The sequence below is a fragment of the Burkholderia sp. JP2-270 genome, from assembly GCF_003233675.1.
In the GTDB taxonomy this organism is placed as follows: domain Bacteria; phylum Pseudomonadota; class Gammaproteobacteria; order Burkholderiales; family Burkholderiaceae; genus Burkholderia; species Burkholderia pyrrocinia_C.
Map to the genome: position 1 here is coordinate 391,511 of NZ_CP029825.1, position 24,339 is coordinate 415,849.

Genomic DNA, 24,339 nt, shown 5'->3' on the forward strand with positions numbered 1-24,339 from the left:
ATTCCATCATCAATGACCCGATATCGAAGGCGGGTCTCCTTCGATCCATCTACGATCCGCTCCACGCTTGCGCGACCTGACGGCCGCAAGACCCGCCGGCCTGATCGGCCGGATTGCAACCTCATCGGAGCGGACATGCCGAATACGTTTCATCGCGTGGGGGACGGCCCCCACCCCGTTCTCGTGCTGCACGGCTGGTTCGGCGACGCCCGCGCGTTCGAACCCGTCGAAGCGTGGCTGTCGCGCGAGCGCTTCAGCTATGTGTTCATGGACTACCGCGGCTACGGCCGCATGCGCGACGCCCCCGGCGACTACACGATCGACGAGATCGCCGCCGACACGCTAGCGCTCGCAGACGCGCTCGGCTTCCCCACCTTCAGCCTCGTCGGCCATTCGATGGGAGGCATGGCGATCGAGAAGATCGCCGCCGTCGCGCCCGACCGCGTGCGCGCGCTGGTGCCGATTGCGCCCGTGCCTTGCGGCGGCCTGCCGTTCGACGCCGAGCGGCGCGCACTATTCGAGCGCGCCGCCGACAATCTTGCCGATCGCAGGACCATCATCGATCGCAGCACGGGAGGCCGGCTGCCCGCCGCCTGGGTCGAGTGGAAAGCCGCGTATTCGGCAGCCTGTTCGTCGCCGCATGCGTTCGGCGCGTACTTCCGCGCGTGGGCCGATACGGATTTCAGCGACGGGATCGCGGGCGTCCATCCGGTGAAAGTGCTGATCGGCGAGCACGATCCGGCGTTCGACGCGGCGCTGATGGCACGCACCTACCTGCGGCGCTATCCGCGCGCCACCGTCGACGTGCTGCGCAACGCGGGCCACTATCCGATGAACGAGACGCCGCTCGCGCTGGTCGCGGCGATGGAAGCATTCCTGCTCGCCGCGACGGCACACCCCGTCGCCATCGACTGACCCGCCGCACTCAAGCAGCATCGTTGCGGCGCGCATCACCGCAGCATGAACGACATCGCCGACAGGCTGTTCAGCGTGCGCACCACGTGCTCGACCGACGGCCCGTCGAAACGCAGCGTCACCGCATCGACTCGCTCGATCGACGGCAGCATGCAGAACAGGTCGGCAAGCGCGGCCGTCTGCACGCGCAGCGTGCAAGCGGCCGGCGCGGGCCGATGGGCGCCGGCACACAAGCCTGCCGACAGCGCGTGCGCGACCGTTTCGCGCGCGGCGGTCGCGATTCGCGCACACGACGCGGCGGGCGTGAGCGTGTCGCCGCTCGATGCGCCGCCGGCCGTCTTGATCGTCTCGAAACGCGCATCCGGAAACAGCGGCTGCGTTTCCTCGGCGAACACGTCGTCGCCGGTTGCCAGTGCGACGTGCGCGCCATATTCGCGCGCCAGCGCGCCGTACAGACCGGCTTCGCCGAGCTCGACACCGTTCAGCCATATCTGCGTGAACGCGAAGCTGTTGATCGTGTGCGCCAGCACGCCGCGCGTCTGCGATTTCGCGTGATAGCCGATCATGAACACGAGGTCCGGACGCTGTTCGAGGCCCGCCATCATCCCGAGCGTGCGCGGCTTGCCGAGCACGACGCGCGAGCGTGCATCGAGCCCGTCGGGCAGCAGGTTGCGAAAGCCACCATGCGAATCGTTGATCCAGACGGCCTGCGCGCCGCCCGCGAACGCGCCTTCGATCGCCGCGTTCGCCTCGGCCGTCATCCAGCGGCGCGCGCGCTCGTATTCCGGATTGCCGGCGCGCGTCTGCTCGGTAGCGAATACGCCGGCGACGCCCTCGATGTCGGTCGAGATCAGGATCTTCATGACTGGGTAAGACGCCCTTCGTTGCCTTCGTTGAACAGGTGATCGAGATCGGGCACCGCATCGCGCAGCGATTGCCGCACATGGCCGTCGCGCCCGGCGACCGTGACGGCCTGCAGCAATGCATCGGCGATCGCATGCTCGACGCTTTCGGCCGCGGCCATGAACAACGAATCGAGCGCCGCATCGGCCACGAGGGCCGGCAGCGCGATGGTCGACGCGTCGTGCGCGATCGTGTACGCGGTCGAGAACGCGAGCGCGATGTCGCCGCTGCCGTGCCCGTAGACGGAACCCGTGCGGGCCAGCCCCGCGCCCGCGCGGCGTGCGAGCCGCGACAGTTGCCGCGCGTCGAGCGGCGCATCGGTCGCGAGCAGCAGGATGATCGAACCCTGCTCGGGCGCCGCCGCGTGCGCGGCCCCGGCCGCACGCCGTTGCGCGACGATGCGCCCGAGCGGCACGCCGCCGAGCGTCAGCTTCGGCAGCCGGCCGAAATTCGCGAGCACGAGCGCGCCGACCGTATAGGGCCGGCCGGCTGCGACGGCGACGCGCGACGCCGAACCGATCCCGCCCTTCAGGTCGAAGCACGACATCCCGCGCCCGGCGCCCACCGCGCCGCGTGCGACGCCGCGCGACGCGGCGCGGCATGCGTCGTCGTAATGTGCGGCCGTCACCGCGAACGCCTGGATGTCGTTCAGGTAACCGTCGTTGCACTCGAACACGAGCGGATTGACGGTCGGCCAGTCGCGGCCGATCTGCGGATTCGCGGCGATCGCCGCGCGGATCTGCGCCTGCGCGACCGCGCCGACGCCGAACGTGTTGGTCAGCGCGATCGGCGTATCGAGCGTGCCGAGCTCGTCGACCTGCACGAGCCCGACGCTCTTGCCGAAGCCGTTGATCACGGCCGCGCCGGCCGGCACCTTGCTGCGGAACACGTCACCCTGATGCGGCTTGACGACGGTCACGCCGGTCTGCACGTTGCCGGCATCGAGCGTGCAATGGCCGACCGTCACGCCCGGCACGTCGGCGATCGTGCCGCGCGGCCCGGCCGGCAGCGTCGCGGCCCACATCGGTGCAGCACGCATCAGCGGCGCTCCAGCTTCGGATCGAGCGCGTCGCGCAGCCCGTCGCCGAGCAGGTTGAACGCGAGCACAGTCAGGAAGATCGCGAGGCTGGGGAAGATCGCGACGTGCGGCGCCGTCACCATGTCCGCGCGCGCCTCGTTGAGCATCGCGCCCCACTCCGGCGTCGGCGGCTGCGCGCCGAGCCCGAGGAACGACAGGCTCGCGGCCGTGATGATCGACGTGCCGATCCGCATCGTGAAGTAGACGACGACCGACGACACGGTGCCCGGCAGGATGTGCCGCATGATGATCGTCCTGTCCGACGCGCCGATGCTGCGCGCGGCCTCGACGTAGGTCATGTGCTTGAGCATCAGCGTGTTGCCGCGCACGAGCCGCGCGAACGCCGGGATGCTGAAGATCGCGACCGCGCAGATCACATTGACCATCCCGTTGCCGAGGATCGCGACCACGCCGATCGCGAGCAGGATGCCCGGGAACGCGAACAGCACGTCGGCGATGCGCATCGTGATGCGATCCCACCAGCCTTCGTAGTAGCCGGCGAGCAGCCCGAAGACCGTGCCGATCAGCGCGCCGAGCGCGACCGAGAAGAAACCGGCCGCGAGCGAGATGCGCGTGCCGGTGACGATCCGGCTGAAGATGTCGCGGCCGAGCGAATCGACGCCGAACCAGTGCACGGCCGACGGCCCCGCGTTCAGCGCGTCGTAGTCGAAATAGTTCTCCGGATCGAACGGCACGATGTGCGGGCCGATGAATGCCAGCACGACGAGCGCCAGCACGAAGCCGCCCGCGACGAGCGCGACGGTCTGCTTGCGGAACTTGCGCCAGAATTCGCGCCACGGCGTGCGGATCGCGGTCGATGCGGCCGGTGCCGCGGTCTGGACAGTCGCGTTCATGCGCGCCTCACTTGAACCGGATGGTCGGGTTGATGACCGCGTACAGCACGTCGACGGTCAGGTTGATCAGAATGAATTCGAGCGAGAACAGCAGCACGATCGCCTGGATCACCGGGTAGTCGCGCATCGTCACCGAATCGACGAGCAGGCGGCCGAGCCCCGGCCAGTTGAACACGGCCTCGACGACGATCGAGCCGCCGAGCAGGAAGCCGAACTGCAGCCCCATCATCGTGACGACCGGGATCATCGCGTTGCGCAGGCAGTGCTTGAGCACGACCATCGGCTCGTGCACGCCCTTCGCGCGCGCGGTGCGCACGAAGTCCTCGTTCAGCACCTCGACGAACGACGCGCGCGTGAAGCGTGCCATCACGGCCGCGACCGCGGCGCCGAGCGTCAGCGACGGCAGCACGTAGCTCTTCCACGTGCCGTCCGGCACGACCGGCAGCCAGCCGAGCTTCACCGAGAAGATTTCCATCAGCAGCATGCCGAGCGCGAACGCGGGAAACGAGATGCCCGACACCGCGATCGTCATGCCGATTCGGTCGGGCCAACGATTGCGCCACACCGCCGACGCGATCCCGATCGCCATCCCGAACAGCGTCGCCCACGCCATGCTGACGAGCGTCAGCAGCAGCGTCGGCATGAAGCGTTCGCCGATCTCGGTCGATACCGGCCGCTTGCTGCGCGTCGACACGCCGAAGTCGCCGTGCGCGATCTTCACGAAGAAGTTCGCGAACTGGGTTGGCATCGGCTTGTCGAGCCCGAGATCGGCGCGCACGAGCGCGACCGTCGCGTCGTCGGCCTCGGGGCCGGCCGCGAGCCGCGCGGGATCGCCCGGCAGCAGGTGCACGAACAGGAACACCAGCACCGCGACGATCGCGAGCGTGGGCAGCAGGCCGAACAGGCGTTTGACGAGGAAATTCAGCATGGGGCACCGATCGGGTCAACGCGCCGGCGGATTGCGCCGCCGGCACCGCGTGGCGGGTGAACCGCCGTCATTTCAGCGAGATTTCGTCGAAGTTGAACGAGCCGTCCGGCATCACGTACGCGCCCTGCAGCCGCTTGCTGCGTGCATACACGATCTTCTCCTGCACGAGGAAGATCCACGGCGCATCGGTCCAGATCTGCTTCTGCGCGTCGCCGTAGAGTTCGGCCTTCTTCGTGCGATCGACTGTCTCGAGCGCCTTCGTGAGATCGCCGTCGACCGTATCGTTCTTGTAGTACGCGGTATTGACGAGCTTCGGCGGCGCCGACGCGGCGGCGAGCAGCGGCGTGATCGCCCAGTTCGCCTCGCCCGTCGACGACGACCAGCCGATGTAGTACATCCGCACCGGCGCCTTCGCCGGATCCGGCGCGCTCTCGACCTTCGCGACGCGCTCGCCGGCTTCCAGCGCCTGCACCTGCACCTTCACGCCGACCTGCGCGAGCTGCTGCTGCACGAACTGGATCGCCTTCTGCGACGTCGAGTTGTTATACGCGGACCACAGGGTCGTCTCGAAGCCGTTCGGATAACCGGCCTCCTTCAGCAGCGCGCGCGCCTTCGCCGGATCGTACGGCCAGGGGCCGAGCTTCGTCGCGTAGTCGACACCCTGCGGCACCACGCCGGTGGCCGGCGTCGCGAAACCGGAGAACGCGACCTTCGCGAGCGCTTCCTTGTTCACCGCGTAGTTCAGCGCCTGGCGCACCTTCGGATTGTCGAACGGCTTCTGCAGCGTATTCAATGACACGAAGCGCTGCACGATCGACGCCCGCTCGACGACATCGACCTTCGGGTTGCCCTTCAGGTCGGCTGCCTGCTCGAACGGAATGCGGAACGCGAAATCGGCTTCGCCCGTCTTCATCAGCGCCGCGCGCGTGTTGTTGTCGACCACCGGCTTCCAGTCGATCGCGTCGATCTTCGGGTAACCCTTCTTCCAGTAGCCGGCGAACTTCTTTACCTTCAGGTCGTCGGTCTGCTTCCATTCGACGAACTCGAACGGCCCGGTGCCGACCGGATGCAGCGCGATGTCGCGGCCCCACTTCTTCATCGCGGCCGGCGAGATCATCACGGCCGACGGGTGCGCGAGCGTGTTGATGAACGCCGAGAACGGCTCGCGCAGCGTGACCTTCACCGTGTACGGATCGACGACCTCGGTCTTCTCGATCACGCGGAACATGTTGTAGCGCTTCAGGTGGTTCGCGGGATCGGTCACGCGGTCGAAGTTCGCCTTCACGGCCGCCGCGTTGAAATCGGTGCCGTCATGGAACTTCACGCCCTGGCGCAGCTTGATCGTGTAGGTCTTCGCATCGGCGCTCGCGTCGTAGCTCATCGCCAGCACGTTGACCAGCTTCATGTCCTTGTCGAAGCCGAACAGCCCCTGGTAGAACGACTTGACGACGGCCTGAGACACCGTGTCGTTCGCGTCGTACGGGTCCATCGTCGTAAACGTCAAATCCACCGCCATCACCGCGGTCTGCTGCGCGAACGCGGGCACCGCGGCCGACAGCGCGAACGCGCCGGCACCCGCAGCGAGCAGCGCGCGCGGACGGAACATCGGGAACGAATACGGCTTGTTCATCTTGTTGGGCTCCTGTGGATGATTCGGTAACGCATGGTTGAAATCGCGGCGTGACTGCCCCCGCTCGGGAAAAAGACGCCGTTGCCTTGCTCGTGCGCAGCTGCGGTCCATATGCAACCTCCCGCGCGCTCAGTACGCGCCGCCGACGCGATGCGCCGCGACGTAATGATCGGGACCGACCGCGACGAGCGGCGCAACCACCGGCTCGTCGCCGGCCGCGCGGATCGGACTCGGGATTTCGTCCGCCGCGAGCTGGCGCGGCGCGTGCCGGCGCGCGGGGTCGGCCACGGGCACCGCGCTCATCAGCTTCCTCGTATACGGATGCTGCGGCGCTTCGAACACCGCGCGGCGCGGGCCGATCTCGACGATCTGGCCGAGATACATCACCGCGACGCGATGGCTGACGCGCTCGACGACGGCCATGTCGTGCGAGATGAACAGGTATGCGACGCCGAGCTCGCGCTGCAGGTCGAGCATCAGGTTGACGATCTGCGCTTGCACCGACACGTCGAGCGCCGATACCGATTCGTCGGCGATCACGACCTTCGGGTTCAGCGCGAGCGCGCGCGCGATCGCGATCCGCTGGCGCTGGCCGCCCGAGAATTCGTGCGGATAGCGGCGCGCGGCCTCGGGCGGCAGGCCGACCTTGTCGAGCAGCCAGTCGACGCGCGCCTGCGCTTCGCGGCCGCTCGCGACGCCGTGCACGAGCAGCGGCTCCATGATCGAGAAACCGACCGTGAGGCGCGGGTTCAGCGACGCGAACGGATCCTGGAAGATGAACTGGATGTTCCGGCGCAGCGCCTGCAGGTCCGGGCCCTTCAGCGCGCTGATGTCGCGGCCGTCGAATTCGATCGAGCCGCTCTGCGATTCGACGAGGCGCAGCAGCGAGCGGCCGGTGGTCGACTTGCCGCAGCCCGACTCGCCGACCAGTGCCAGCGTCTCGCCCGCGCGCAGCTCGAAGCTCACGCGTTCGACCGCATGCACGTACTGCGACACGCGGCCGAACACGCCGCTCTTCACCGGAAAGCGCGTGACGAGATCGCGTACGCGCAGGATCGGCGTCGAAGCCGGGTCGACGGGCGGCTGCGCATCGTCGTTCGCCGCAGGCCCGGCGCTTGTGCCGTCCACCTTCAGCAGCGGGAATTTCTCGGGTATGTCGGTACCCTGCATCGAGCCGAGCCGCGGCACGGCCGCGAGCAGCGCACGCGTATAGCGATGCGCGGGCGTCGCGAAGATGCGCTCCGATTCGCCCTCCTCGACCTTCTCGCCGCGATACATCACGAGCACGCGGTCGGCCACTTCGGCCACCACGCCCATGTCGTGCGTGATGAAGATCACGCCCATGTTCATCTCGTCCTGCAGCCCGCGAATCAGTTGCAGGATCTGCGCCTGGATCGTCACGTCGAGCGCGGTCGTCGGCTCGTCGGCGATCAGCAGCGCCGGTCGGCACGACAGCGCCATCGCGATCATCACGCGCTGCCGCATCCCGCCCGACAACTGATGCGGATAACGCACGAACACCCGGCGCGCTTCCGGGATGCGCACGAGATCGAGCAGCCGCAGCGCTTCCGCGCGTGCTTCGGCCGCGCTTTTCGACTGGTGCAGCGCGATCGCCTCGCTGATCTGGTCACCGACCGTAAACACCGGGTTCAGCGACGTCATCGGCTCCTGGAAGATCATCGCGATGTCCGAGCCGCGGATGCCGCGCATCGTCGCGGCGCTCGCCTGCGCCAGATCCAGCAGCGCGCCGCCGCGGCGCCGGAACGCGATCCGGCCGCTCGTGATCGCGCCGCCGCCATGCTCGACGAGCCGCATCAGCGCGAGCGACGTGACCGACTTGCCGGAACCCGATTCGCCGACGATCGCGAGCGTCTCGCCGCGATCGACGTGAAACGACACGTTGCGCACCGCGTCGAACGTCGCGCCTTCGCGGCGGAACGTGACCGACAGGTCGTCCACGGCGACGACGCGCTGCTCGGGCAGCGCCAGGCCGGACGGGTTACGGCTCGAAGTCATGCGTATCTCCTCGTACGATCCGGAATCAGGCTGCGTCGTCGCGGTAGATGCCGACGACAGGCGCTTCGCCGACGCGCGCGTAGCCGCGGTACATCCCTTCGGTGTTGAACGGCATCGCGACGTTGCCGTGCGCGTCGACCGCGATGATCCCGCCGCGGCCCGCCAGGCGCGGCAGCTTGTTCATCACGACGTCGTGTGCGGCGTCGGCCAGCGACGCGCCGCGATACGCGATCTGCGCGGCAACGTCATGCGCGGTCGCGAGCCGGATGAACGTCTCGCCGGTGCCCGTCGACGACACCGCGCAGGTTGCATCGTCCGCATAGCAGCCCGCGCCGATGATCGGCGAATCGCCGACACGCCCCGGCTGCTTGTTCGTGATACCGCCCGTCGACGTCGCCGCGGCGATATGGCCGTGCAGGTCGCACGCGACCGCGCCGACCGTGCCGTGCTTGCGGTCCGGATCGAGCGGTTCGGCCGGCTGCGGCTGCGATTGCGATTTGCCGAACGCGAACGTCGCCGCGTCGTGATCGAGCATCATCCCGGCCGCCGCGCGCGCCTTGAGCCACTGCGCGTGACGCATTTCAGTGTCGAAGTAGCCGGGTTCCGCGAGTTCGAGCCCCTGCGCGGCCGCGAACGCATCGGCGCCCGCACCGGCAAACAGCACATGTTCGCTCGCCTCCATCACGCGCCGCGCGGCCAACACGGGATTGCGCACGCGCGTCGCGCAGCAGATCGCGCCGGCGCCGAGCGTCGCGCCGTCCATGACCGCCGCGTCGAGCTCGTGCTTGCCTTCGGCCGTATACACGGCGCCGCGTCCGGCGTTGAACAGCGGGCAGTCCTCGAGCATCCGCACCGCGACGGTGACGGCGTCGAGCGCGCTGCCGCCGTCGGCCAGCACCTGCTGCGCGGCCTGCAGGATCGCGGTCAGTTCGGCACGGTACCGGCGTTCGGTTTCGGTATCCATCGCATCGCGCAGGATCGTGCCTGCGCCACCGTGAATCGCGACGATCGCGGGAGAAGTCATGATTTTTTCGGACGGGGGGAAGAAGGGTTGGCGGCCGACAGCGCCGCTTGCGGCTGCACGAGCCACGGCAGCAGGAATTCGGTCATCTCGGCGGCGGACTTCGCGGACCGGTGCGTGCGCAGCGCGACCGCGTCGATCAGCGCCTCGATCATCGTGAGCACGGCCGCTTCCGACGTGGCCGCGAAGCGCCGTTCGGCCTTGACGTACAGGTTCAGCGACGCGATCGGTGCGAGCGGCGATTCCGGGCCGTCGGAGATGCCGAGCACGCGCGCGCCGCGCGCCGCCGCGCGGCGGGCCAGCTCGATCGTGTCCTTCACGTAGCGCGGAAACGCGAGCGCGATCACGAGATCGCGCGAGTCGGCCGTATACAGGCGCCGCGCCGCGTGCGACGGGCCGCCGAGCAGCGCGAGCGACTGCACGTTGTCGTGACACACGGACAGCCCGTGCTCCATCAGCCCGGTGAGAAACGCGCTCGATCCCGCGCCGAGGATCAGCACGCGCCGCGCGCCGACGATCGCCTCGACCGCAGCCTCGACATCGGCCGCGTCCAGTTGCGCACGCGTGTTCTCGATGTTCGCGACGGCCTGGTCGAACACCGCGTCGATCCATGCCGCGCCGCGCACGCCGGACTCCTGCTCCTGCGCCGAGCGCAACCGTTCGACCGGCCCGAGCGTCGCTTCGAAGCCGCGCACGAGTGCCGCGCGCATCGCCGGATAGCCGTCGAAGCCGAGCGCCTTCGCGAAGCGGTTCGCGGTCGCGATCGACGCATTCACGGCCTGCGCGAGTTCGTCGATCCGCATCGTCGCCGCGCGAAACGGATTCGCGAGCACGAATTCGCCCATGCGCCGGTGGATCGGCGTCATCAACGGCATTGCCGACGCGATCCGCTCGGCGATCGCGGGTTCGTCGTGACTGGCGTCGTGCGGAACGAGAGGCGTCATGCGAATGGTTGTTGCAAGGAAGATGAAAATCAATTTACACAATCCGCAGCCTGAAAAAAAATAAATTTTCATCAGGGTTGTCACGCCCCGTCCTGCGCCCACCGATCGCCAGGCCATCGCACGGCCCCGCCGCACGGGCTTTGGCACGCAACCGCCATGCGCTTCCGCTCACGCCGCCCCTCTCATCGGGAAAACCCCAAGCAAGTTCGTTCGAATGCAAATTCACGTTGACCGGATTCGCATTCGAACATAGGATGTTCGAAAATGATCAGTCGTCAGATAACAACCGTATCCAGTGACGACAAAATGTTCGCTCGAATAGCGTCATTTCGATGAAAACCGGCAAAAGCGGCGCCCATCAAGATCGGACATCGTACAAATAAGCTGAAAAAGCCTTCCTGACCGGACGGCTTGCATGGATCAGGCAGGTGCCGCATGCCCGCCCTGCCCAACAGGAGACAGCAGTGAAAACAGTCAAGGCGTTGCGCTGGTGGATCATCGTGCTCGTGTGTCTCGGCACGATCCTCAACTACCTCGCACGGAACTCCCTCGCGGTGCTCGCCCCCGAGCTGAAGCAGGTATTCGCGATCTCGACGCAGCAGTATTCGTACATCGTCGGCGCGTTCCAGATCGGCTACACGATCATGCAGCCCGTGTGCGGGTTCATCGTCGACCTGATCGGGCTGCGGCTCGGGTTCGCGCTGTTCGCGATGCTGTGGTCGGTGGTCGGCGTCGCGCACGGCTTCGCGTCGGGCTGGCTGTCGCTCGGCATCCTGCGCGGCTTTCTCGGGCTGTTCGAGGCCGCCGCGATTCCGTCGGGGATGAAGGCCGTCGCCGAATGGTTTCCCGATCGCGAGAAATCCGTCGCGGTCGGCTACTTCAACGCGGGCACGTCGCTCGGCGCAGCGATCGCGCCGCCGCTCGTCGTGTTCATCTCGATGCGGTTCGGCTGGCAATCGGCGTTCATGGTCACCGGCGCGCTCGGCTTCGTGTGGGCCGCGCTCTGGTACACGCAGTACCGGTCGCCCGCCGATCATCCGCGCATCACGCCGCAGGAGCGCGCACTGATCCGCGACGGCCAGGCCACGATGCCGCCGGTGTCGAAGCGCCGCATCCGCGACGTCGTCACCGCGCGGCGCTTCTGGGCCATCGCGCTGCCGCGCTTCTTCGCCGAACCCGCGTGGCAAACCTTCAGCTTCTGGATTCCGCTGTACCTCGCGACCGAGCGCCACATGCCGCTCACGCAGATCGCGATCTTCGCGTGGATGCCGTTTCTCGCGGCCGACGCCGGCGGCATCGCGGGCGGCTACCTGTCGCCGTATCTCGCCAACCGCTTCAAGCTGCCGCTCGTGTGGTCGCGCGTCGCCGGCGTCGCGCTCGGCGCGGTGCTGATGCTCGGGCCCGCGATGATCGGCCTCGTGTCGTCGCCGTACACGGCCATCGCGCTGTTCTGCGTCGGCGGCTTCGCGCACCAGATGATCTCCGCACTCGTCAACACGCTGTCGGCCGACGTGTTCGATTCCGAGGAAGTCGGCACCGCGAGCGGCTTCGCCGGGATGGCCGCATGGATCGGCGGGCTCGGTTTCTCGCTGCTGGTCGGCGCGCTCGCGGACAAGATCGGCTATGCGCCGCTGTTCGCGTGCCTCGGCCTGTTCGACATCATCGGCGTCACGCTGCTCGCGGTGCTGATCCGCGGACAATCGAAGCAGGAACGCCTGCTCGCACGACACGCCTGACATTCGCTCTCACCAGGAATCGCCTTCATGACTTCGCTTCTTCATCCGCCCGTGTTCCGCATCGCCGCCCGGCACGCGAACCGCCTGCTGCTCGCGTCCGACGCGGGCGCGACCCTCGAAATCTTCGTGCTCGAGGACGACATCGTGCGCGTGCGCGTGCTGCCCGACGCTACGGCACGCACGCCGCGCACGTGGTCGATCGCGCCGGGCCTCGACGACGTGCCGCTCGACGGGCGCGACCGCCTCGACCTGGACGGCTTCGCGCTGCCTTCCTGGAGCCTCGCCGAAGACGACGACGGCCTGCGCATCGAAACCGCGCAGATCCGGCTCGCGGTGCGCTGGCAAGGCGGTCATTGCACGTGGTCGATGCGCGGCGCGGACGGCGCATGGCGCGTCGCGCTCGCCGACCGCGCGACGCAGGCGTACAACTTCGGCTGGTGGGACGATCGCACGTATCACTACGTCGCCCGCGAGCGCGGCGACAAGGTGTTCGGCCTCGGCGAACGCGCGGGCGACCTCGACCGCACGGGCGCGCGCTTCGAGATGCGCAACATCGACGCGATGGGCTACAGCGCGAAGCACACCGACCCGCTGTACAAGCACATCCCGTTCTACATCACGTGGTCGCCCGATGCGTGCCAGGGGTTCGGCCTCTTCTACGACACGCTGTCGGATTGCTCGTTCGACATGGGCCGCGAACTCGACAACTATCACGGCCCGTACCGCTATTTCGTCGCCGAGCACGGCGACCTCGACTACTACTTCATCGCATCGCCCGATACGCCGCTCGCGGCCGCGCGGCGCTTCACGTGGCTCACCGGACGCCCCGCGCGCACGCCGAAATGGGGCCTCGGCTATTCGGGCTCGACGATGAGCTACACCGATGCGCCGGACGCGCAGCAGCAGATGAACCAGTTCGTCGAGCAGTGCGACGCGCACGACATCCTGTGCGACTCGTTCCACCTGTCGTCGGGCTATACGTCGATCGGCGCGAAGCGCTACGTGTTCAACTGGAACCGCGACAAGTTTCCCGACGCGAAGGGTTTCGTGAAGCACTACCGCGACCACGGCATCCGTCTGTGCGCGAACATCAAGCCGTGCCTGCTGCGCGACCATCCGGCGTTCGACGATGCCGCAAAACGCGGGCTGCTGATCCGCTCGGCGTCCGGCGAGCCTGCGTGGGTGCAGTTCTGGGACGAGGTCGGCGCGTATCTCGACTTCACGCAGCCGGACGCGTACCGCTGGTGGTGCGAGCAGGTCACGTCGGCGCTGCTCGAATACGGGATCGAGTCGACCTGGAACGACAACAACGAATACGAGATCTGGTCGCCGGATGCGATCGCGCACGGCTTCGGCCAGCCGTTCCCCGCACGCGAGGCGAAGGTGCTGCAGACGATGCTGATGATGCGCGCGTCGCGCGACGCGCAGCGCGCGCATGCGCCGGCGCAGCGTCCGTTCCTGGTGTCGCGCTCCGGCGGCGCCGGCATGCAGCGCTACGTGCAGACCTGGTCCGGCGACAACACCACGTCGTGGGAAACGCTGCGCTACAACCTGAAGATGGGCCTCGGGCTCGCGCTGTCGGGCGTGTCGAACATCGGTCACGACATCGGCGGCTTCTCCGGGCCCGCGCCGTCGCCGGAACTCCTGCTGCGCTGGGTGCAGTTCGGCATCTTCATGCCGCGCTTCAGCATCCATTCGTGGAACGACGACGGCACCGTCAACGAGCCGTGGATGTATCCGGAGATCGCCGCTCAGGTCGCGTCGCTGATCAAGCAGCGCTACCGGCTGCTGCCGTACCTCTATCACCTGCTGTGGCTGTCGACGACGCGCTACGAGCCCGTGCTGCGGCCGACCTTCGCCGATTTCCCCGGCGATGCGCGCTGCTACGACGAGTGCGACGACATGATGCTCGGCGACGGGCTGCTGGTCGCGCCGGTCGTCGATCCCGGCCGCACCGAACGCACGGTCTACCTGCCGTCGGGCGCGCGCTGGACGTGCTGCGCGAGCGCGCAGTCGTTCGACGGCGGCGCGAGCGTCACGCTGCCCGCGCCGCTCGATACGCCGGTGATGCTGCTGCGCGAAGGCCGCGCGCTGCCGCTGAACGTCGCGGCACAGCATTTCGGCGCGCGCGCCGACACGCGCGGCTTCCTCGTCGCGCCGCGCATCGAGGACGGCGTCGCGTACGGCGAATGCGTCGAGGACGATGGCGAGACGGAAGCGTGGCGCGACGGCGAATACGGGCTGTGGCGGATCGAGACCGGCCGCGAGGCGTCGGGCGCGCTCGGCGTGTCGGTCCGCTGGGACGGCCGCCCGATCCGCCCGGCCGACCGCGTCGAGATCCTGCTGCCCGCCTCGGTGCAAGGCCCGCTCGCCGTCCGCGGCGCGCGCGTCGAGCAGGATGCGCAGGACGGCGCATGGCGCCGCATCGTCGTCGCGTTCGATCACTGACCGCACGCGCCGCATCAATCAGGCAGGCCGTTCGCGCGGCCCGCCGCCCGCCCCAGAGGAGGCCTCCGAACCTCCCGCTCCCTTTGAAAAGATCTGGAGATCGACAATGAAATCACCCGTCAATCGATATGCAATCCTGATTTTATCGGCCGCATCGCTCGGCACGACCGCCGTCCGCGCGCAGAGCAGCGTGACGTTGTACGGCGTCGTCGACGATTCGATCGCGTACGTGAACAACCAGCAGGGCCACTCAAACATCTACATGCGCGACGGCAACCTGTATGCGTCGAAGTTCGGGCTGCGCGGCGACGAGGATCTCGGCGGCGGCACGCACGCGATCTTCGACCTGCAGTCCGGCTTCAACCTGAACAACGGCGCGCAGGCTGCCGCCGGCACGATATTCAATCGCCAGGCGTTCGTCGGCCTGCGCAATGCTCGCTACGGCACGCTGACGGCCGGCCGCCAGTACACACCCTACTTCCTGTTCGTCGGCCCGTACGCGTCGAGCAGTTGGCTGACCGGCGCGACGGGTGCGCATCCGGGCGACATCGACGGCCTCGACACGACGATCCGCGTAAACAACTCGGTCACCTATACGTCGCCGACCTTCGCCGGGCTGAGCGCGAGCGCGATGTACGCATTCGGCGGCATTGCCGGCGCGACCGGCAAGGGCAACACGTTCAGCGCCGCGCTGCGCTATGCGAACGGGCCGATCGGGATCGCGGCCGGCTACCTGCGCATCAACAGCTCGGGCTCGTCGGCGGGCTTCCTGAACCCGGCCGCCGCGTCGTCGGGCAGTTTTGCGGTGTCCGTGCTGAACCAGGGCTACCTGACCGCGAAGGCCGTCGAGCAGGTCGCGGCGGCAGGCAACTACACGCTCGGCGACCTGACGATGGGCATCAACTATTCGAACGTGAAATACTTGCCCGGCAACGGCTCCGCGTTCACGGACACCGCCGTGTTCAACACCTACGGCGCGCTCGCCGCATACCGTTTCACTCCGGCATTCTCGGTGGCCGGCGCATTCGCATACACGTTGGCATCGAAGGCGAACGGCGTCGCGAGCGCGGCCCGCTACCAGCAGTATTCGCTGAAGGAGTCGTACAGCCTGTCGAAGCGCACGACGCTCTATGCGCTGCAGGCGTACACGCATTCGAGCGGGCAGACGCTCGGCGCGCAAGGCGCCGGCCACGTCATCGATGCGGCGCCGATCGTCGGCGATTCGCAGCAGCTCACGCCGTCGACGACGCACGGTCAGTTCGTCGGCATGGCCGGCATCGCCGTCACGTTCTGAACCCGCACGGGCAGCGCCTTCAGTGCGCTGCCCGCGCCCCGGACGATGCGCGTTGCACGCGCGCCGTCCGGGCGCGCGAGACCCCGCGTTCACCGGGCTTTCGACGTCCCGTCTGCCCGCCGTGCAAACCGCGCGGGTTTTCTCGGTCGCGCCGATACCTTACAATCCGTCAGGTTAATCCCTCCTGCATGCCCCTTCTTGCAGTCCTGACACCGCGGTACACTCGACGCGCGCCGTATCAGGGTCCGACGCGCAACGTGCGCGCCGGATGGCGTCGCGCCTCGTTGCGCCCACAACTGGATGCCCGACATGCCAGATTCCCGTCCCTCCCCGCGCACGACATTCAAGCCGCAGGTCGTCCTGCCCGCGCTCACGGTCATCGGTGCATTGCTGGCCGTCTGTGCGCTGCTCCCGAGCGAAGCCGGCATGCTGTTCTCCGCCGGCCAGCAATGGGTCATCGCGCGCTTCGACTGGTTCTACGTACTCGCCGTCACCGGCTTCCTCGTGTTTCTCGTACTGATCGCCGCGAGCGATTTCGGCAACATCCGGCTCGGGCCCGACGACGCCGAGCCCGAATTCAGCTTCTTATCGTGGACGGCAATGCTGTTCGCGGCCGGCATGGGCATCGGCCTCATGTATTTCGGCGTCGGCGAGCCGATGCAGCACTTCCTGAAGCCGCCGACCGTCGACCCCGGCACGCCCGCCGCCGCGCGCGAGGCGATGCTGATGACCTTCTTCCACTGGGGCTTCCATGCGTGGGCGATCTATGGGCTGATGGGGCTCGTGCTCGCATATTTCGGGTTCCGCTACAACTTGCCACTGACGCTGCGCTCGGGCCTGTATCCGGTGCTGCGCGAACGCGTGAACGGCTGGATCGGCCATACCGTGGATGCATTCGCGCTGGTCGGCACGGTCGCCGGCATCGCGACCACGCTCGGCTACGGCGTGATGCAGTTGAGCGCGGGCCTGCATACGGTCGCCGGCTGGGACACCGGCAGCAACGTGTTTCGCATCGGGCTCGTCGTGATCGTGGTGCTGCTCGCGGGCCTGTCGGCCGCCAGCGGCCTCGACAAGGGCGTACGCCGGCTGTCCGAGCTGAACCTGCTGCTCGCGTTCCTGCTGCTCGGGTTCGTGGTCGTCGCGGGCCCGACGGCATTCCTGTTCCGCGCGCTCGGCGACAACATCGGCCAGTACCTGTCGAATCTCGTCGACCTGTCGTTTCGCACCTATGCGTATGCGTCGCCGCGCGAGGAAGGCTGGTTCGGCGGCTGGACGATCCTCTACTGGGCGTGGTGGATCTCGTGGTCGCCGTTCGTCGGCATGTTCATCGCGCGCATCTCGCGCGGCCGCACGATCCGCCAGTTCGTGATCGGCGTGCTGCTCGTGCCGACCGCGTTCAACCTCGCGTGGATGACCGTGTTCGGCAACAGCGCGATCTGGCTCGACACGCACGGCGCGGCCGGTGCACTCGCGCAGACGGCCACCAACGTCGATGCGCTGCTGTTCCGTTTCTTCGATTTCCTGCCGCTGTCGCAACTGCTGTCGATCGCCGCGATCGTGCTGATCGCGGTGTTCTTCGTCACGTCCGCCGATTCGGGCGCGTTCGTGATCGACCAGATCGCGACGCGCGGCAACGCGCATTCGCCCGTCTGGCAACGGCTGTTCTGGGCCGCGCTGCTCGGCGTGACGGCCGCGGTGCTGCTGGTTGCCGGCGGGCTCGGCGCATTGCAGGCGATGACGCTGATCGCCGCGCTGCCGGTCGCCATCATCATGCTCGCGCTCTGCTACGGGCTGTGGCGCGGGCTAGCGGCCGACCGCGCTCACTATTCGCAGGAGATCGCGCCTGCGGCGAGCTTCTGGACCGGCCAGCACTGGCGCCACCGCCTGACGCACATCCTGCGGCAGACGACCGAGGCCGAGGCGCGCCAGTTCGTCGCCGAGACGGTCGAGCCCGCGCTGCGCAAGGTCGCCGACGAACTGCGCGCAAGCGGCGTCGATGCGCACGTGCAGCGCGACAACGACGACGCCGTGCGGCTCACCGTGCCGACCGCCGAGCACCGCGATTTCGTGTACGGCGTGCGCGTGACGGTGAAATCCGCGGCCGCGTTCCTGGTGCGCGAGGCGGCCGAGCCGGAAGCAGCGCGTGCGCACGTGTGCGGGATCGTCACGTTCTTCGAGGATGGTCGACTCGGCTACGACGTCGAATACCTGCGCGGCGACGAAGTGATCGCCGATGTGCTGCGCCAGTACGAACGCTACGTGTCGCTCGCGGCCGACAAGCGTACGCATCTGCTGAGCCGCGCGCCGGGGCACGCGACGGAGGCCGAATGAGCGCACACGCCGCAGCCTTCGCTGCGCCGCTCCGATCCGCCACGTCCGACGGAGCCGCACGATGAACGGGCTTCTGCAAAGCCGCGCCGCCGACCTCGTCGCGCTCGGCACGCTCGCCGTGCTCTATCTCGGCGGAGCCGGCATCGCGCTGTGGCGGATCCGGGCCGCTGCGCCGCGCGGCAAGGCCTACTGGATCGTCTGCATGGCGCTGCTGGCCGGCGGCGCCGTCGCGATGGGCGGCAACCTGTCGCCCGTGCCGAACAGCGGTGAAATGCCGCCCGGCTTCGCGCTCGGCGTCGAAGCCGTCCTGCTCGGCCTCGCGCTGGTTGCCGGAGGTTGCGCGTGGCTGATGCTGCGCGCGAGGAAACGCTGACGCGTACATATCGCGCAGCGCGGCTTCGTCAGTCAAGCGCGAACGGCAACACGCGGGGCGAACAGGCGGCCGACGCGCCTTCTCTGATCCGTTTTATCGCACGCGTTACGCGGACGGCGCGCGCGCCGTCACGAGCCAGCAGGCCGCGTCGAAACGCACCTCCGTGCCGTGCACGTAACGCTCGAACGCGGTACGCACCTTCCCGACCACGCGCCACCGCGTCGCGTCGTCCGTCTCCAGCAGCGCGAGCCCGACCGGGCCCAGCCGCGCGATATAGTCGTCCAGCGCGGGCTCGGGCAACACGCACGCCATATCGACCGGCTCGATCGCAATGTCGGCCCAGCCGCTGCCCAACAGCACCGACGCGATCCGCTGCCGGTCGCCGAACGCGAACTGCCCCGGCGCGCCGGGCCGCCGCGCAGGCAGGTTCGGCAGCAACGGCGCGGCGGCCCGCTCGGCCGTCGTCATGAACGGGTTGTCGGCCGCGCTGCGCCACGCGACGAACCGCATCTGCGCGTCCGGCCGCGCCGCGTGCCGCAGATTCGCGAAGGCCCGGACCGGGTCGTCGAAGAACATCACGCCGAGGCGCGACACGATCAGGTCGACGCTCGCGGGCTCGAAAGCATGAGTCTGCACGTCCGCGCACACGAAGCGGGCGCACAGGCCGCTGCGTTCGGCGCGCACCTGCGCTGCATCGATCATCCGGGCCGAGATGTCGATGCCCGTGCATTGCGCGTCCGTGCCGAGCCGGCGCGCGATCGCGAGCGTAACCGCGCCCGTGCCGCAGCCGACGTCGAGCACGCTGCGCGCGGACGACGCGGCCGCCGCATCGGCGAGCAGCGCCTCGAACGGCTCGAACATCCGGTCGATCGGCGCCTGCGCATCGACCCATGCACGCCCCGACGGGCCATTCCACAGCGCCGATTGTTCGTCGTTGGGCCGGTTGGTTTCCATCGTCGATTCCCCTTCTGGTTCGTTGATCATGAAGCGCACTGTGCTGCTTCAAGCCGGCTTGAGGTCAAGGCCCCGGCTTTTCACATTTCTTACATTCGTGCTGCGTATCGTTGACGACTTTCCTACGGTGCCTCCCATGCGACGACTCCTCCCGCGCGTACTGCTCGCGCGCTGCGCCCCCCTTGTTGCCCTCGCCGCGCTGTCCGCGTGCTCGAATCACATCGATTCGCCGGCCGACCCGGCCAGTGCATCGGTCAACGTCCAGGCCGCATGGGTCGAGATCGGCGACGCGAACCAGGCGATCGCGCGCGTCATCACGAACTACACCCCCGCGTCGGCCGGCGATCCACTGTGTCCGCAACTGACCGTCGACGGCAAGCTGTCGCGCATGACGCTGCGCGCCGGCGCCGCGACCCCGGCCCAGCGGTCGACCGCCAGCGACCCGGCCGATTCGAAGCCGTCGAGCTTCCCGGTCTCCGTCTGCGAAACGACGTTACCGGCCGATGCACAGGCGGCGAGCGTCGCGGGCCGCACGCTGCCGCTGCCGAAGGCACAGCCGCAGCGCATCGCGATCATTGCCGACACCGGCTGCCGGATGAAGAAGGCCGACAACGCATGGCAGGCGTGCAACGACGCGACGGTCTGGCCGTTCGACACGATCGCGGCCAGCGTCGCGAAGCTGTCGCCCGACCTGGTGCTGCACGTCGGCGACTACCACTATCGCGAGAACGCATGCCCGCCGGACATCGCCGGCTGCAAGGACAGCCCGTGGGGCTATGGCTGGGATACGTGGCAGGCCGACCTGTTCCGCCCGGCCGCACCGCTGCTCGCGAAGGCGCCGTGGGTCGTCGTGCGCGGCAACCATGAGGAATGCGCGCGCGCGGGCCAGGGCTGGTTCCGCTTCCTCGATCCGCGCCCGTATTCGGCCGCCCGTTCGTGCGACGATCCGGCCAACGACACCAACGCGAACTATTCGGAACCCTATGCGGTGTCGCTCGGCGGCGGCTCGCAGGTGATCGTGTTCGACACCGCGAAGGTCGGCCGCGCGCCGCTGAAGACGACCGACGCGCAATTCGGCATCTACCAGAAGCAGTTCCAGACCGTGGCCGCGCTCGCGTCGAAGGCCGGCATGACGACGACGATCTTCACGAACCATCATCCGATCCTCGCGTTCGCGCCGATCGCAGGCAGCACACCCGCGCCGGGCAACCTCGCTCTGCAGTCGGTGATGGCGAGCCTCAACGCGCAGGCGTACTACCCGCCGGGCGTGCACGTCGCGCTGCACGGTCACGTGCACGACTTCCAGGCGATCAACTTCTCGTCCGGGCATCCGGCGACGATCGTGTCCGGCAACGGCGGCGACAACCTCGACGTCGCACTGCCGGACCCGTTCCCGGCCAGCCTGACGCCGGCACCGGGCGCCGTGATCGAGCGGCTGTCGCACAACAACAGCTTCGGTTTCCTGATCATGGAGCGCCGTGCGGCACCGGCGACGGGCTGGGTGTTCCGTGCGTATTCGGCAGCAGGCAAGCTGCTCGCATCGTGCAATCAGTCGGGCACGACGCTCGCATGCGACAAGACGGGGTTCATTGCGCCGTGAGTGAAGAGGTTCGATGCGACGGCCGCGTTGCGCGCGGCCGGCAAACGCTGCACACGCTTGCCGCGGCCGTGCTCGCCGGCCTGGCGCTGGCGGCGCACGCGGCGCACGCCGTGCCGTCCGAAACGGTCCTGCTCCCCGGCGCGCCGCCGTCGCGCGTCGTCGGCACGATCGGCAAAGGCACGCCGCAAGTGACGGACAAGATCGACGCGGCCACCGCGCGCTTCGCGCCCGCCCCGACACTCGTCGCGCTCGGCCGCCGGATCTTCTTCGACCCGCGGCTGTCCGAGCCGCGCGGCATGTCGTGCGCGGGCTGCCACGATCCGGGCCGCGCATTCGCGCCGACGCTGTCGGCGGCTTCGCTCGCGGGGCCCGGCGTACCGGAAGGCAGCCGGCCCGGGCGCTTCAGCCAGCGCAATGCGCCGTCGCTGCTCTATGTGCGCTACGTGCCACGCCGCCACTTCTACCAGGACGACGATGCGCCCGCGCCGTCGCCGTTCGGTGGGCTGTTCAGCGATGGCCGCGCGGATACGCTCGCCGAGCAGATCCGCGGGCCGCTGTTCGATCCGAACGAGATGAACAACCGGTCGCCGGCCGCGCTGCTGCGCAAGGTCAATGCGACCGAGCTCGCGCCCGATCTCGCCGCGCGCTTCGGCGCGCCGGTGCGACGCGACCCCGAGCAACTCGTGCGCGCGCTGGGTTCGGCCGTCGAGGCCTATCTGCAGAGCGACGAGATGGCGCCGTTCACGTCGCGCTTCGACGCGTTCCTGCGCACCCGCAAACCGCTCGCGCCGGCCGAGATGCGCGGCCTCGCGCTGTTCCGGAATCCGGACAAGGGCAACTGCATGACCTGCCATACGCTGTCGGACACGTCGAGCCGCCCGGAGCGCTCGCTCTTCACCGATTTCGGTTATGACGCGATCGCCGTGCCGCGCAACCGCGCGCTGCCGGCGAACCGCGATCCGCGCCATTTCGACAACGGGCTGTGCGACACCGCACGGCGGCTGCGCTGGCCCGAGCCGACGCAATGGTGCGGCTACCTGCGCACGCCGGGGCTGCGCAACGTCGCGGTCAAGCAGACCTTCATGCACAACGGCGCGTTCACGACGCTGCGCGACGCGGTCGCGTTCTACAACACGCGCTCGACCGACCCCGGCTTCTGGTATCACGGCGCCACGACGTTCGACGACGTGCCGGCCGCCTATCGCGGCAACATCAACGTCAACTCGACGCCGATGAACCGCCGGCCCGGCACGCCGCCCGCGCTGACCGACGCGGAAATCGACGACATCGTCGCGTTCCTCGGCACGCTGACCGACGCGCGCTATACGGGCATCGCCGCGGCTGCCGCCCCTGCCGCCCGGATCTCCCGGATCTCCCGGACCGCCGCGCCGGCGCGCTGACCCTGGCCGAACGGCCAGCCGCAGGCGCGCCCGCTTGCGGCCGCCGCAAACACTGGTTATATTTACAGCACTGTATTTATGAACAGTGAGGTGCGCGATGGAACATCTGGTCCGTATCGTCAACGACACCGATCGCCAAGTGCTGGCGTGGCTTCGCGCCCAGGTCGGCGACGCCCGCGTCGAGCGCGCGGCGCGCCAGCTCGGGCATACGCGCAAGCCGTTTCCGTCGGCCGTCTGCCGGTATCTGGGCATGAGCGCGCCGGCTACGCTGCGCCAGGCGGAGCGGCCGCGCGTCGCACGCGATTGCTCGGTCGGCGATCGTTACCTGTCGTTGATCCGCCAGCACCTCGCTTCGCACTCGGCAGGCCGCTGATATGGCAGCGGCCTGCCGCCGCCGCGCAGCGGGCCGGAGCGATCGCGCATGCGTAAGCCTGGCCGGCGGCTGCCGTGCTTATGCAGCCGCCGCCGCGTGTCGGCGGCGAGCGAACGCGGTCCGCCCCGGTCTTCGTCACCCGGAAAGACCGCCTCGACAGCCGCGGCCTGCCCGGCACGCGGCAATCGCCGCGTCACCGCACGTTCCGGCTCCTGCGGCGCTCGATCCACTCAAATATCGCCATCCCGGCCAGCATCGCGACGACGAACCCGATCCCCTTGGCCGATCCGAAGCCGATCGACACGATCGCGGGCCCCGGGCAGAACCCGGCCATCCCCCAGCCGATGCCGAACACGGCACTTCCGGCGACCAGGCGCACAGTGACCGCCCGCAAGGCCGGCAACTGCATCGGCAAGCCGAGCCACGATCGCGTCCGGCGTTTCGCCCATGCGAACGCGAACACGGCAACGCCCGTCGCGCCGGCCATCACGAACGCGAGCGACGGATCCCAGCGGCCCGCCAGGTCGAGAAAGCCGAGCACCTTCTGCGGATTGGCCATGCCCGACACGATGAGGCCGACGCCGAACAGCAGCCCCGCCAGAAACGCGAATCCTGCCTGCATGTCAGCCTCCCAGCACGTGCCGCCGCACGAATACGGTCACGAAGCCCGCGATCATGAAAGTCGCGGTCGCGACCACCGAGCGCAGCGCGCCGCGCGATATCCCGCACACGCCGTGGCCGCTCGTGCAGCCGCCCGCGTATCGCGTGCCGATCCCGACCAGCAGGCCGGCCGCCATCAACTCGGGCCAGCTTGCGTCGACCTGCGGCGTCAGGCCGGCTCCGGCGACGCGCATCGCGAGCGGTGCGGCGATCAGCCCGGCGACGAATGCGACGCGCCAGTCGCGCTCGCCGGAACCCGCCGCGAACAGGCCCCCGACGATGCCGCTGATGCCGGCAATCCGGCCGTTGAACGCGACCAGCCAAGCGGCCGCGAGCCCGATCAGCACGCCGCCGGCCAGCGACAGCCACGGCGTGAAATGAAGCGTATCAAGCTGCATCGCGTGTCCCCTTCGCGGCCGGGCCGCAGAACTGTTCGTACAGCACGCCCATTACCGCGATCGCGGCCGGACTGTCGAGCGAATAGTGGATGTTCTTGCCTTCGCGGCGCGTGCGGACCAGTGCGTTGTCCCGCAACACGCCGAGTTGCTGCGACAGCGTCGGCTGGCGGATGTCCAGCTTCGTCTCGAGATCGCTCACGCAGCGCTCGCCCTGCGACAGTTCACAGAGCAGCAGCAGCCGGTCGGGATTCGACAGCACCTTGAGGAACGCGCAGGCCGATTCGGCGGCTGCGCGCATCTGGTCGGGTTCGGGCAGCCCGGCGGGAAGATCGATGTTCATCGGGGCGGGGAGTCAATTAAAGAACAAATAATATATCAAATCATATAATGTTGCTTCCTGCTATTTGTCCATCGGAGACCTTGCGCCCTCTTCGCTCAGGCTTGCTCGCCGCGATCGCACTGGCGGCCGACGCACGCACCCCA

At 68.4% G+C, this 24,339-nt stretch carries 21 protein-coding genes; 9 read left to right on the top strand and 12 right to left on the bottom strand.

Translation table 11 applies throughout. The features are described 5' to 3' along the window. The first annotated feature begins 135 nt into the window (after positions 1-135). Complete coding sequence (locus DM992_RS19405) at positions 136-915, top strand: alpha/beta hydrolase (RefSeq protein ID WP_111018228.1); 780 nt, start codon at positions 136-138, stop codon at positions 913-915. Positions 916-950: 35 nt separating this feature from the next. Here the strand turns inward: DM992_RS19405 and DM992_RS19410 are convergent, their stop codons facing one another. From DM992_RS19410 to DM992_RS19445, 8 genes are all read right to left on the bottom strand, one after another. Continuing rightward, positions 951-1,778 (bottom strand): M55 family metallopeptidase, encoded by an 828-nt coding sequence (locus tag DM992_RS19410; protein ID WP_111018229.1) that lies wholly within the window; start codon positions 1,776-1,778, stop codon positions 951-953. Beyond that, positions 1,775-2,857, bottom strand: coding sequence for a P1 family peptidase (locus DM992_RS19415; RefSeq protein WP_111018230.1), 1,083 nt, complete (start codon positions 2,855-2,857; stop codon positions 1,775-1,777). Before DM992_RS19415 ends, DM992_RS19410 begins: the two co-directional genes overlap by 4 nt. Next, the gene (gene gsiD / locus DM992_RS19420) at positions 2,857-3,750 is read right to left on the bottom strand and encodes a glutathione ABC transporter permease GsiD (protein WP_111018231.1); all 894 of its coding nucleotides are present in this window, start codon (positions 3,748-3,750) and stop codon (positions 2,857-2,859) included. Before gsiD ends, DM992_RS19415 begins: the two co-directional genes overlap by 1 nt. Before the next feature lie 7 nt (positions 3,751-3,757). After that, positions 3,758-4,678: a glutathione ABC transporter permease GsiC gene (gene gsiC, locus DM992_RS19425; protein WP_111018232.1), complete on the bottom strand. Its 921-nt coding sequence runs from the start codon at positions 4,676-4,678 to the stop codon at positions 3,758-3,760. A gap of 67 nt (positions 4,679-4,745) precedes the next feature. Beyond that, positions 4,746-6,308 (bottom strand): glutathione ABC transporter substrate-binding protein GsiB, encoded by a 1,563-nt coding sequence (gene gsiB / locus DM992_RS19430; RefSeq protein WP_111018233.1) that lies wholly within the window; start codon positions 6,306-6,308, stop codon positions 4,746-4,748. 129 nt (positions 6,309-6,437) lie between these two features. Then, positions 6,438-8,324, bottom strand: coding sequence for a dipeptide ABC transporter ATP-binding protein (locus DM992_RS19435; protein ID WP_111018234.1), 1,887 nt, complete (start codon positions 8,322-8,324; stop codon positions 6,438-6,440). A gap of 25 nt (positions 8,325-8,349) precedes the next feature. Beyond that, positions 8,350-9,348, bottom strand: coding sequence for an isoaspartyl peptidase/L-asparaginase (locus DM992_RS19440; RefSeq protein ID WP_111018235.1), 999 nt, complete (start codon positions 9,346-9,348; stop codon positions 8,350-8,352). After that, positions 9,345-10,289: a MurR/RpiR family transcriptional regulator gene (locus DM992_RS19445; protein WP_111018236.1), complete on the bottom strand. Its 945-nt coding sequence runs from the start codon at positions 10,287-10,289 to the stop codon at positions 9,345-9,347. The genes DM992_RS19440 and DM992_RS19445 overlap by 4 nt, the downstream gene beginning before the upstream one ends. A gap of 464 nt (positions 10,290-10,753) precedes the next feature. Between DM992_RS19445 and DM992_RS19450 the strand changes: the two genes are divergently transcribed. The 5 genes from DM992_RS19450 (at position 10,754) to DM992_RS19470 (ending at position 18,471) form a co-directional block, all read left to right on the top strand. After that, positions 10,754-12,025 carry an MFS transporter gene (locus DM992_RS19450; RefSeq protein WP_111018237.1) on the top strand — a complete coding sequence of 424 codons (1,272 nt, stop codon included), beginning with the start codon at positions 10,754-10,756 and terminating at the stop codon, positions 12,023-12,025. A gap of 27 nt (positions 12,026-12,052) precedes the next feature. Then, on the top strand, positions 12,053-14,473 hold the full coding sequence (locus DM992_RS19455) for a glycoside hydrolase family 31 protein (protein WP_111018238.1): 2,421 nt from the start codon (positions 12,053-12,055) through the stop codon (positions 14,471-14,473). Between the two features lie 106 nt (positions 14,474-14,579). Then, on the top strand, positions 14,580-15,767 hold the full coding sequence (locus tag DM992_RS19460) for a porin (RefSeq protein ID WP_111018239.1): 1,188 nt from the start codon (positions 14,580-14,582) through the stop codon (positions 15,765-15,767). Positions 15,768-16,076: 309 nt separating this feature from the next. Beyond that, complete coding sequence (locus tag DM992_RS19465; RefSeq protein WP_111020300.1) at positions 16,077-18,098, top strand: BCCT family transporter; 2,022 nt, start codon at positions 16,077-16,079, stop codon at positions 18,096-18,098. Positions 18,099-18,159: 61 nt separating this feature from the next. Further along, a complete protein-coding gene (locus DM992_RS19470; protein WP_111018240.1) occupies positions 18,160-18,471 on the top strand; it encodes a hypothetical protein in 312 nt (103 codons plus the stop codon). Positions 18,472-18,576: 105 nt separating this feature from the next. Here DM992_RS19470 and DM992_RS19475 read toward each other — a convergent pair whose 3' ends face one another. Further along, positions 18,577-19,425 carry a class I SAM-dependent methyltransferase gene (locus tag DM992_RS19475; protein WP_111018241.1) on the bottom strand — a complete coding sequence of 283 codons (849 nt, stop codon included), beginning with the start codon at positions 19,423-19,425 and terminating at the stop codon, positions 18,577-18,579. A 136-nt stretch (positions 19,426-19,561) separates the two neighbouring features. Between DM992_RS19475 and DM992_RS19480 the strand changes: the two genes are divergently transcribed. The 3 genes from DM992_RS19480 (at position 19,562) to DM992_RS19490 (ending at position 22,798) form a co-directional block, all read left to right on the top strand. Beyond that, complete coding sequence (locus DM992_RS19480) at positions 19,562-21,025, top strand: metallophosphoesterase (protein ID WP_111018242.1); 1,464 nt, start codon at positions 19,562-19,564, stop codon at positions 21,023-21,025. Then, on the top strand, positions 21,022-22,425 hold the full coding sequence (locus DM992_RS19485) for a cytochrome c peroxidase (protein ID WP_111018243.1): 1,404 nt from the start codon (positions 21,022-21,024) through the stop codon (positions 22,423-22,425). Before DM992_RS19480 ends, DM992_RS19485 begins: the two co-directional genes overlap by 4 nt. A gap of 97 nt (positions 22,426-22,522) precedes the next feature. Continuing rightward, positions 22,523-22,798: a hypothetical protein gene (locus DM992_RS19490; RefSeq protein WP_111018244.1), complete on the top strand. Its 276-nt coding sequence runs from the start codon at positions 22,523-22,525 to the stop codon at positions 22,796-22,798. A gap of 193 nt (positions 22,799-22,991) precedes the next feature. On the opposite strand, the gene DM992_RS19495 is transcribed toward DM992_RS19490, so the two are convergent. From DM992_RS19495 to DM992_RS19505, 3 genes are read right to left on the bottom strand one after another with little or no spacing between them, the layout of a single operon-like run. Then, positions 22,992-23,420: a DUF6691 family protein gene (locus DM992_RS19495; RefSeq protein WP_111018245.1), complete on the bottom strand. Its 429-nt coding sequence runs from the start codon at positions 23,418-23,420 to the stop codon at positions 22,992-22,994. 1 nt (position 23,421) lies between these two features. Beyond that, the gene (locus DM992_RS19500) at positions 23,422-23,856 is read right to left on the bottom strand and encodes a YeeE/YedE family protein (RefSeq protein ID WP_111018246.1); all 435 of its coding nucleotides are present in this window, start codon (positions 23,854-23,856) and stop codon (positions 23,422-23,424) included. Then, positions 23,846-24,196, bottom strand: coding sequence for a metalloregulator ArsR/SmtB family transcription factor (locus DM992_RS19505; RefSeq protein ID WP_111018247.1), 351 nt, complete (start codon positions 24,194-24,196; stop codon positions 23,846-23,848). Before DM992_RS19505 ends, DM992_RS19500 begins: the two co-directional genes overlap by 11 nt. Positions 24,197-24,339: the final 143 nt, after the last annotated feature.